9 protein-coding genes are annotated in these 10,185 nt (G+C 52.4%); 3 read left to right on the top strand and 6 right to left on the bottom strand.

The features are described from left to right. Positions 1-9: 9 nt before the first annotated feature. Genes V7676_RS13090 through V7676_RS13070 form a run of 5 tightly spaced genes read right to left on the bottom strand, consistent with a single transcriptional unit; the run spans position 10 to position 5,954 of the window. Positions 10-855: an HpcH/HpaI aldolase/citrate lyase family protein gene (locus V7676_RS13090; RefSeq protein ID WP_335660146.1), complete on the bottom strand. Its 846-nt coding sequence runs from the start codon at positions 853-855 to the stop codon at positions 10-12. After that, complete coding sequence (locus tag V7676_RS13085; protein ID WP_335660145.1) at positions 852-1,307, bottom strand: MaoC family dehydratase; 456 nt, start codon at positions 1,305-1,307, stop codon at positions 852-854. The genes V7676_RS13090 and V7676_RS13085 overlap by 4 nt, the downstream gene beginning before the upstream one ends. Beyond that, entirely contained in the window at positions 1,307-3,190 is a 1,884-nt protein-coding gene (locus V7676_RS13080) for an acetyl/propionyl/methylcrotonyl-CoA carboxylase subunit alpha (protein WP_335660144.1), read from the bottom strand. The genes V7676_RS13085 and V7676_RS13080 overlap by 1 nt, the downstream gene beginning before the upstream one ends. Before the next feature lie 5 nt (positions 3,191-3,195). Continuing rightward, positions 3,196-4,797, bottom strand: a complete 1,602-nt coding sequence (locus V7676_RS13075) for a carboxyl transferase domain-containing protein (protein WP_335660143.1) — start codon at positions 4,795-4,797, stop codon at positions 3,196-3,198. Then, entirely contained in the window at positions 4,794-5,954 is a 1,161-nt protein-coding gene (locus V7676_RS13070; protein WP_335660142.1) for an isovaleryl-CoA dehydrogenase, read from the bottom strand. Before V7676_RS13070 ends, V7676_RS13075 begins: the two co-directional genes overlap by 4 nt. Before the next feature lie 91 nt (positions 5,955-6,045). On the opposite strand from V7676_RS13070, the gene V7676_RS13065 reads away from it, so the two are divergent. After that, the gene (locus V7676_RS13065; protein ID WP_335660141.1) at positions 6,046-6,909 is read left to right on the top strand and encodes a LysR family transcriptional regulator; all 864 of its coding nucleotides are present in this window, start codon (positions 6,046-6,048) and stop codon (positions 6,907-6,909) included. A gap of 88 nt (positions 6,910-6,997) precedes the next feature. Here the strand turns inward: V7676_RS13065 and V7676_RS13060 are convergent, their stop codons facing one another. Further along, on the bottom strand, positions 6,998-7,699 hold the full coding sequence (locus V7676_RS13060; RefSeq protein ID WP_335660140.1) for a GntR family transcriptional regulator: 702 nt from the start codon (positions 7,697-7,699) through the stop codon (positions 6,998-7,000). 211 nt (positions 7,700-7,910) lie between these two features. Between V7676_RS13060 and V7676_RS13055 the strand changes: the two genes are divergently transcribed. Next, on the top strand, positions 7,911-9,086 hold the full coding sequence (locus tag V7676_RS13055; protein ID WP_335660139.1) for an acyl-CoA dehydrogenase family protein: 1,176 nt from the start codon (positions 7,911-7,913) through the stop codon (positions 9,084-9,086). Then, positions 9,083-10,159, top strand: a complete 1,077-nt coding sequence (locus V7676_RS13050) for a phosphotransferase (RefSeq protein WP_335660138.1) — start codon at positions 9,083-9,085, stop codon at positions 10,157-10,159. Before V7676_RS13055 ends, V7676_RS13050 begins: the two co-directional genes overlap by 4 nt. The last annotated feature ends 26 nt before the right edge of the window (positions 10,160-10,185 follow it).

The raw sequence follows: 10,185 nt of genomic DNA, 5'->3' as shown, positions 1-10,185 counted from the left end.
GCCCGTCTATTATTCTGCGCGTTCCAGCAGCTTTCTGGCCAATACCAGATGCGGGTAATCGATCATCTTTCCGTCAATGCTCAACGCGCCAATATTGGGCTGCGCAGCAAATGCCGCGACTATTTTCTTTGCATTCGCCAATTCCTCTGCCGAAGGCGCAAATCCTGAATTTATTGCTTCAACCTGAGCAGGATGGATCGCCATCATACCGGTAAAACCATCCCGGCGGCCGCGCGCAATATAATCTGCCAAGCCTTGTGTATCCGAAATCGCTGGAAATACTGTTTCAATAGCGGGAACGCCTGCCGCATGTGCCCCAAATAATGTCAACGCCCGTACCATTTCATAGGGGGATGTATAGCGACCATCATCTTCGCGCGATGACGCAGCGCCGATGGCTGCAGGTAAATCTTCTGCGCCCCATGTCAGGCCCATTAAGTGCGCGCTGACGTGTTTATAGCTACCCAGACCAAAAACGGCCGCAGGCGTTTCGGATGCAATCGGGAGGATGGGAACGGCATTATCTCCCATTATTTCGATCAGCTTTTCAACCGACTTTGAATCTTCTGCCTTTGGTAGCATTAGCCCATCGGGCCTGCTTGAACTGCCGACCGATAATATAGCCGCCAGATCGGCCTCAGCTAAACCGCTATCTAAGGGATTTATGCGAACCAACACGCTGGATTTCCGAGGTTGTGCGAGATATTTAGCGACGTTCAACCGAGCTTGGGGCTTTTGTTCAGTTGAAACAGAATCTTCAAGGTCGAGAATAATCGCGTCGGCTCCGCTCGCGACGGCTTTTGAAAAGCGTTCAGGGCGATCACCAGGGACAAAGAGCAGGGACCGTAGCTTCATTCGGCGGACTCTTTCTTGATTAGGGCCATCCGTAAGCACTGACACGTAACCTCTTCTCGCTGATTAAACAGCATATGTTGAAAGGTCACAATTCCGGCGTTGGGGCGGGATTTGCTTTCCTTGAGGGCGACGACCTCTGTGCGTGCATTCATGGTATCACCGATGAAAACCGGTTTTGGCATGACCAATTTATCATAGCCCAGATTGGCAACCAATGTGCCGAGGGTGGTGTCGCCTACCGACAGGCCGACCATCAGTGAAAAAGTGAAAGTACCGTTGACTAATATTTGACCAAATTCACTTTGTTTCGCTGCTTCTGCATCCAGATGAAGCGGCTGCGGGTTGTGGGTCATCGTAGTGAACAGCAGATTGTCGGTCTCCGTCACAGTCCTGCGAATTTCATGTGTAATTACATCACCCACAGTCCATTGATTAAAGAAGCGACCTGCCATTATTCTTCCTGTTCAATTTTTATCAGCAGCATGGATTCGGTAACCTGCTCACCAGTTTTTGCCGCTAGCTCGGTGACTATTCCATCAAACGGAGCGGTGAGGGAATGTTCCATTTTCATCGCTTCCAATGTTATCAATTTATCGCCCATTTTCACTTTTTGACCGGAACTGACTTCTACCGCAATGATGCGGCCGGGCATAGGTGCCAAAATAGCGCCTTGTGCAGCACTATTTGCATGGCCAGCATCCGTTCTCGGTAGGGATAGCGTATAGCGTTCCCCGGATTCATAAAGAGTGACTGCTGGCTCCGGTTTGCATGTCGCACTTCCTGCGAGCGAAGGGATGGGGAGGGACAGGCTGTGTAATGTGCCATATTGATCGGTGAGCGAGAGCGCGTCCTTTTGAGGTGCGTTGATACGAAATCCCGACAAATGATGAAATGGCCCAGACCCTGCTCCCAATATCCTGCTTGCTGCGTCGTTCAGCAGAGTCTGGCTGGGCATTGGGCGGTCTGTCAAAGTTTCGCCGCGCCGTTCGATAAGGCCGGTATCGACATTACCGCTTCCAAAGTCCGTATCGCTTGCCAGCCGAAAGAGAAAACCGGCATTGGTTGTGAGCGGTCCAACACGCGCATCGGACAAGGTTTTGCAGAGTTTTTTCACCGTTTCGGCGCGAGTATCGCTATGAACAATGACCTTCGCAATCATCGGATCATAATAGGGCGTGATTTCGCTGCCTTCTCCGACACCGGTATCAATTCGTGCTTCGTCGCTCGTACCAGATGAATTCAGCGAAAATGTTTCGAGCTTGCCTATGCTGGGCAAAAATCCGCTGCTCGCATCTTCCGCATAGAGCCGCACTTCCATTGCCCAGCCGTGGATCGAGAGCTCGTCTTGGCTTTTGGGCAATTGCTCACCAGCAGCCACACGCAATTGCCATTCCACCAGATCAACGCCGGTAATTGCTTCTGTCACCGGATGTTCTACCTGCAACCTTGTATTCATTTCCATGAACCAGATTTTATCGGCGTTCAGCGCGCCGCTGGCATCGGCGATAAATTCTATGGTGCCAGCATTTTCGTAATTGACCGCTTTTGCGGCGCGAACAGCGGCGGCGCAAATTGCGCTGCGTGTTGTCTCGTCCATGCCGGGGGCAGGGGCTTCTTCGATGACTTTTTGATGGCGGCGTTGCAGCGAACAATCGCGCTCGAACAGATGGACGATATTGCCGTGACTATCGCCAAAAACCTGCACCTCGATATGGCGCGGATTGTTGATCCATTTTTCAATGAGGACGATGTCGTTGCCAAAGCTTGCTTCAGCCTCGCGTTGGCAAGAGGAGAGCGCGCTCAGGAAGTCCGCCGCAACGTCAACCTTGCGCATACCCTTGCCGCCACCGCCGGCGACTGCTTTGATGAGAACCGGATAGCCGATTTTCTCCGCTTCTTTAGCGAGATGGTCCGGGGATTGATTGTCGCCCTGATAGCCCGGTGTAACCGGAACACCGGCATCGGTCATCAGCTTTTTGGCAGCGTCTTTTAGGCCCATGTCGCGGATGCTTGCGGGCTTGGGGCCGACCCATATCAAACCTGCGTCAATCACGCTTTGCGCAAAATCCGCGTTTTCCGACAGGAAGCCGTAGCCCGGATGTATTGCCTCTGCGCCGGTTTGTTTGGCGGCTGCCAGAATCTTGTCTGCGACTAAATAGCTCTCGGCGGCTGGTGATGGGCCTATGTGCACAGCCTCGTCCGCAGCTTTCACGTGCATGGCGTGCGCATCGGCATCCGAATAAACGGCGATGGTACGAATGCCCATGGCCCGCGCGGTGCGGATGATACGGCAAGCAATTTCACCGCGATTGGCGATTAGAAGGGATTTCATCATCGGGGTTACATCCTGAACACGCCAAAGCGCGCTTTCTCTTCTATCGGTGCGTTGAGCGTCGCTGCTAGCGCTAGGCCCAGTACATCGCGGGTTTGGGCGGGGTCGATAATGCCGTCATCCCAAAGACGCGCTGTGGCGAAATAGGGATTGCCTTCATCCTCATATTTTTGCCGGATCGGGGCCTTGAAGGCTTCGGCTTCCTCGGGTGTCCAATTGTCTGCATCGCGGTGAACCGTGGCGAGTACGCTTGCCGCTTGTTCGCCGCCCATCACAGAAATCCGCGCATTGGGCCAAGTGAACAGGAATCGCGGATCATAGGCCCGCCCGCACATGCCGTAATTGCCTGCGCCAAAGCTGCCGCCGATTAGCACGGTAATTTTGGGAACCTGTGCGGTCGCAACAGCCGTGACCAGCTTCGCGCCATGTTTGGCAATACCTTCTGCTTCATATTTGCCGCCAACCATGAATCCGGAGATATTTTGCAGGAATAATAAGGGTATCCGCCGTTGGCACGCCAATTCTATGAAATGCGCGCCTTTGACCGCGCTTTCGCTGAACAACACGCCATTATTGGCTAATATTGCGACGGGCATTCCATGGATATGCGCAAAACCGCAGACCAAAGTTGTGCCGTAAAGCGCCTTAAATTCTTGAAATTCCGAACCGTCCACTAGCCGCGTGATAACCTCGCGCACATCATAGGGCGTACGGACATCCTCTGGCACAACGCCGTAAAGCTCTTCGGCCGCATATTTAGGTGCGCGTGGTTCTGCCATATTAATATCAGGCGTGCGCGGTGGCGGCAGGTGCGACACAATATCGCGCATGATTTGCAGTGCATGTTCGTCATTATCGGCGACATGGTCGACCACACCGGATTTGCGTCCGTGGAGGTCCCCGCCGCCCAGTTCCTCAGCCGTTATGATTTCGCCGGTGGCCGCTTTGACGAGTGGCGGTCCCGCCAGAAAAATTGTGCCCTGTTCGCGCACGATGATGCTTTCGTCAGACATGGCCGGAACATAAGCGCCGCCCGCCGTACAGCTGCCCATGACACAGGCGATTTGCGGGATGGATTTTGCCGACATTTGCGCCTGATTGAAAAACATCCGGCCAAAATGGTCGCGGTCGGGGAAGACTTCCGCCTGATGGGGCAGGTTTGCTCCGCCGCTATCCACCAAGTACAGGCACGGCAGATGGTTGACCTCCGCTATTTCTTGCGCGCGGATATGCTTTTTGACCGTCATCGGAAAATAAGCGCCGCCTTTTACCGTGGGATCATTGGCGACGATCAGACATTGCCGTCCCGATATCCGGCCAATGGCGGTGATGATGCCTGCACCGGGCGCGCCATCATCATAAAGGCCATTTGCTGCTAATTGGCTGAGTTCCATCAAGGGCGTGCCGGGATCAATCAGTCTTTCGACCCGTTCACGTGGGAGTAGTTTGCCGCGTGCAACATGGCGCTCGCGCGATTTCTCGTTGCCACCTTTTGCCGTTTCCGCCACTTTGGCGCGCAACTCTTTGGCCAGCATCTTGTTATGAGCGGCATTGCTTTGAAAGACCGGATCGGCGCTGTTCAACTTGGTGGAGACTATCGGCGCGCTCATAGTCCGATCAGCTCCCGCCCGATCAGCATCCGGCGAATTTCATTGGTGCCCGCTCCAATATCAAGCAGCTTGGCGTCGCGCATATAGCGTTCTACCGGCCAGTCCTTTGTATAGCCCGCACCGCCCAGCGCCTGTATTGCTTCCAACGATACTTTGACCGCATTTTCCGAAGCCAGCAGGATCGCGCCAGCTGCATCAAAGCGGGTTGTTTTACCCGCATCGCAAGCCTGAGCGACCGCATAAACATAGGCCCGCGCCGAACCGAGCGCGACATACATGTCTGCCACTTTTGCCTGCATCAGTTGGAACGCTCCAATCGGTTTTCCAAATTGTTGGCGTTCCCGAACAAATGGAATGACCACATCTAGACAGGCTTGCATGATGCCAAGCTGTATCCCCGACAGAACAGCGCGTTCATAATCCAGACCCGACATTAACACGCCAGCGCCGCCGTTCAGCGGCCCCATGATATTTTCGGCAGGCACTTTGCAGTCGTCAAAAACCAGCTCCGCAGTGGGAGAGCCGCGCATCCCCATTTTGTCGATTTTTTGGCCAATGCTGAAACCCGGCATGTCTTTTTCAATCAAAAAGGCGGTAATGCCTTTTGATCCGGCGTCCGCATCGGTTCTCGCATAGACCACCAGAACATCGGCATATGCGGAATTGGTGATCCAGAATTTTGTACCGTTGAGGACATAATGATCGCCTTGCTTTTCGGCTTTCAATTTCATGGAAATAACATCACTGCCTGCACCCGCTTCCGACATAGCGAGGCTGCCGACATGCTCACCAGAGATAAGCTTGGGCAGATATTTTGCCTTTTGCGCTTCATTGCCCCAGCGGCGGATCTGATTGACGCATAAATTGCTGTGCGCGCCGTAGGAAAGGCCGATAGAGGCGCTCGCCCGCGAAACTTCTTCTACCGCGACGACATGTTCCAAATAGCCGAGACCAAGGCCGCCATATTCTTCTTCTACGGTAATACCGTGCAGGCCGAGCGCCCCCATGGCTTCCCAAAGCTCATCACGGGGAAACCAGTCATCGGCATCAATCTTAGCAGCGAGAGGTTCAATTTTATCGACAGCAAAGCGGCGGGTCGTTTCGCGGATCATTTCGGCATTTTCACCAAGCGCAAAGTCCATCATCGCTTCTGACATATCGGGTTCCTCTCGTTGTTTTGCCAATGATAGCGTATTTTAACGATAATGAAAAATTGAAACTAATGAATATATACTATAGTGCTCATCTATGATTGATCGATATTCATTACGCTATTTTCTGGCCGTTGTAGACAATGGAAATTTTTCACGTGCGGCTGCTCAGGTCAATGTTGCGCAGCCAACGCTATCTGTTGGCATATCAAAGCTGGAAAAAAATTTAGGCGTGCGATTGTTCCATCGTACTAGCAAACGGGTGCATTTGACGCCGGAGGGTACGCGGTTTTTGAACCATGCGCGCACTATCGAAAATGAATTTAATGCCGCCGAATCTTCCGTGCGCGCAGAAGGCTCTGCCGAGCAACTACGGGTGGGCATATTGAATAGCATATCCAGTGATTTTATTGCTGACGCCATAGTCACCGGTCACAAAAATAATATGGGCCAAGTTGAATTTGTCGAAGGTAGTGAACGGCAACTTGCCAATCATCTGGCGCGCGGGCGCGTGGATATTGCGCTCACGCTGGTCGGGCGTGGCGGCGACCGGTTTTTAGAGGAAATCCTCTATGAGGAAGGCTATGCGCTCGCACTTTCGCGCGATCACCCGCTGGCGAAGGAAGATGTGATACCGGCGGAGGCGTTAGGGGATGAGGTTATGATGGTTCGCCGTCACTGCGAAGCTTTGTCCGAGACAAGCCGCCATTTTACCGAACGCGGCGTCCGTCCGTTTTTTGCCTTTCGTTCAACTGATGATGATAAAATATTAAAGATGGTCGCCTGCGGCTTGGGATTAACCGTGATGCCGGAGAGACATGAAGCCGCCAATGTGGTGCGCCCCAAAATGCTCGGGTTTGATTTACGGCGCAAAATTGGCGTTGCTTTTGGTCATCGCAAGGAATCTTTGGCTCAGGCATCGCACCCGATTATCGACGCATTTCGGGCAGGCGTTTCGTAATTATTTGAGATGGGGGGCGGTTGTTAACTTCACCTTTGTGAAGCGCTGCACTCCAGTGGACATTGATTAACTCGTCAGGGATAGGCCGTCATGCCGTTGAGCTAGGGGCCGAAAATTGCTTATAAATACGTCCTACTTCGCCGCGTATATTCTCGACATGCCGGCGACTTATCGCCTCGGCTGCTACCGGATCACGCGCATAAATTGCATCGTGGATAAGACCATAATCTGCCAGCCTGATCATTTGCATGCGGGTCGAACGAAATTGCGAATATATGATATGCATCCCGATCGCCGGAAAAAGCCGTTGAATTTCACGATTCCCACCAATTAAAAGTAACGCGCGATAAAATTGACGGCGGGCTTTACTGAACAGTTCATCATCCTGACATTCTACCGCTTCTTTTAGTAACTGAACGGCGCTTGTCATTTCGCCTGTGAACGGGGATGAGTGGGCGTGGCGTGCTGCTGTCGATGCGGCTAAGCCAGTCATTGCACCTGCCACATCTAACACTTCATGCAACTCTGCATGATCGAGTTTCCTGATCGCAGCCGAGCGATGGCGCGATAAATCTACGACACCTCGCGCTGCCAGTCGCTGCATGGCTTCTCTTATAGCATTACGCCCGACGCCAAATTGTGCCGCCAGTTCGGTTTCTATCAATCGCTGGCCCGGAACAAGCCTGCCTGCCTCTAGATATTCCATCATCGTCGATGCGATTTTATCCACAGAGCTAGTGATCACGGGCATTGAAATCTCGCGGTCAGTTGTTTCGGGCTTGTGTTCCACATTGCATCCTCATATTGTTCTACAATCTTGTAGCGTTAATCTGTGAGAGTTTTAAAGAGGGAATATGGCGGATATATCAGTTACAGGGAAGCGGGTCGTTTTAACGGGCACTTCCAGTGAACTGAGCGCTTATTTCCCGCGGCTACCTAGCTGTAAATATGATTGTATGGGTGAGCAATAGCTCAGCCTTTCTTTAAGCCAGGAGTGAATAATGAGCCTTGAAACAACAGAGCGTGCGACGGAAATTGCGAACAAAGTAGAAGCATTTGTACGCGATGTCGTGTTTCCGTATGAAAAAGACTCGCGCTGCGGTGCGCATGGCCCAAGCGATGACTTGGTCGATGAAATGCGCGAAAAAGCACGGGCTGCAGGTGCGCTCACGCCGCATATATTGGCTGATGGATCGCATCTGACGCAGCGCGAGACCGCGGCAGTATTGATCGCATCTGGTCTTTCTCCTTTAGGTCCGCTCGCTTGCAACACGATGGCGCCCGACGAAGGTAACATGTATCTCATCGGTCATGTCGCGACAGATGGGCAAAAAGCCCATTTTCTTGAGCCGATGGTCAAAGGAGAAGCGCGCTCTGCTTTCTTTATGACCGAACCAGCGGAAGAGGGTGGAGCGGGCTCTGACCCCTCTATGATGAATACTACCTGCAAATTAGAAGGCAACCACTGGGTTATAAATGGCCGCAAAGCTTTCATCACCGGCGCGGAAGGTGCAAAAGTAGGTATTATCATGGCTAAATCCGATGAAGGGGCCTGTATGTTCCTTGTCGATTTGCCCGATCCCGCTGTCCGTATCGAGCGAGTGCTCCATACCATCGATAGTTCTATGCCAGGCGGCCACGCGGTGGTGAATATTGAGGATTTGCGCGTACCGGCTGATCAAATGCTCGGCAATAGCGGGGATGGCTTTAAATATGCGCAACTGCGGCTAAGCCCCGCTCGCTTGTCCCACTGCATGCGTTGGCTAGGGTGCTGCATCCGCGCGCAAGAGATTGCTACCGCTTATGCGTGTAAACGTCAGGCATTTGGAAAGTTATTGGTCGATCATGAGGGCGTGGGCTTCATGCTTGCGGAAAATATGATCGATATCCAGCAATCCGAATTGATGATCGACTGGTGCGCTGCTGTACTCGACACCGGCGCACTCGGCACAGCAGAAAGTTCTATCGCCAAGGTAGCTGTGTCAGAGGCACTAATGCGCATTGCGGATAAATGCGTGCAGGTCATGGGTGGCACTGGCGTAACTGGTGACACGATTGTCGAGCAAGTCTTCCGTGAAGTTCGCGCATTCCGGATTTATGATGGCCCGACCGAAGTGCATAAATGGAGCCTGGCAAAAAAAGTGAAGCGTGATTTCTTGAAAGCAAACGCATCATGACTGGGCCGCAAGACGAAAATTTAGGCACCACGGCTGTACGTGAAGGCTTTGAATTTGACGAAGCGGCATTGGCAGCCTGGATGCAAGAAAATGTAGCGGGTTTCGCGGGGCCCATGACGGTTGAACAGTTTAAGGGGGGGCAGTCGAACCCCACTTATAAGCTGGTTACCGAGGATGCTAAATATGTGCTGAGGCGCAAGCCACCGGGTGAATTATTGAAAGGCGCCCATGCCGTCGAGCGGGAGGCTAAAGTATTAATCGGTCTTGCCAAGGCTGATTTTCCAGTCGCGCATGTCTATGGCCTGTGCACTGATGATTCAGTATTGGGTACATGGTTTTATGTGATGGAAATGGTGGAAGGGCGCATTTTTTGGGATGCGACCGTACCAGGTGTTCCCACGGAGGAGCGGGCCGCAATTTTTGATGCGATGAACGAGACTCTGGCGAAGCTCCATAGCGTAGATTATGAAGCGGTCGGGCTTGGTGATTATGGCCGACCCGGAAATTATTTCGAACGACAAATCGGACGTTGGACGAAACAATATCTGGCCGATGAAGATGCAGGGCGCGATCCGTATCTGGATAAACTCATCCAGTGGTTGCCTGTAAATATTCCCGTTGGAGACGATATGACGAGCATCGCTCATGGCGACTTTCGTATCGACAATATGATTTTTCATTTCACAGAACCAAAAGTACTGGCGGTGCTGGATTGGGAGCTTTCTACCTTAGGCCATCCCGGCGCTGATTTTGCCTATAACGCGATGATGTATCGCATGCCGCCTGAAATTGTTGCCGGACTTGGCGGCGCTGACATAGCTGCGCTTGGTATCCTGACCGAAGAAGAATATGTTGCAGCCTATTGTAAGCGGACAGGGCGTGGAGATATGCCGAATTACAACTTTTATGTCGCGTTTAATTTCTTCCGGCTCGCAGCAATTTTCCATGGCATAAAGGGACGCGTATTACGCGGAACGGCTTCGTCTTTACAAGCAATTGAGCGAGTAAAAATATTGCCAATGCTTACCAAATTAGCTTGGGAACAAGCTGTGAGGGTAGATAGCGCCGATTAGGTCAGAGAATCTACAGCGGGTTTATG

Origin of the sequence: Parasphingorhabdus sp., assembly GCF_036963805.1 — a bacterium.
GTDB lineage: Bacteria > Pseudomonadota > Alphaproteobacteria > Sphingomonadales > Sphingomonadaceae > Parasphingorhabdus.
The sequence above is the reverse complement of the archived record's forward strand: the minus strand, read 5'-3'. Positions and strand labels throughout refer to the sequence as shown.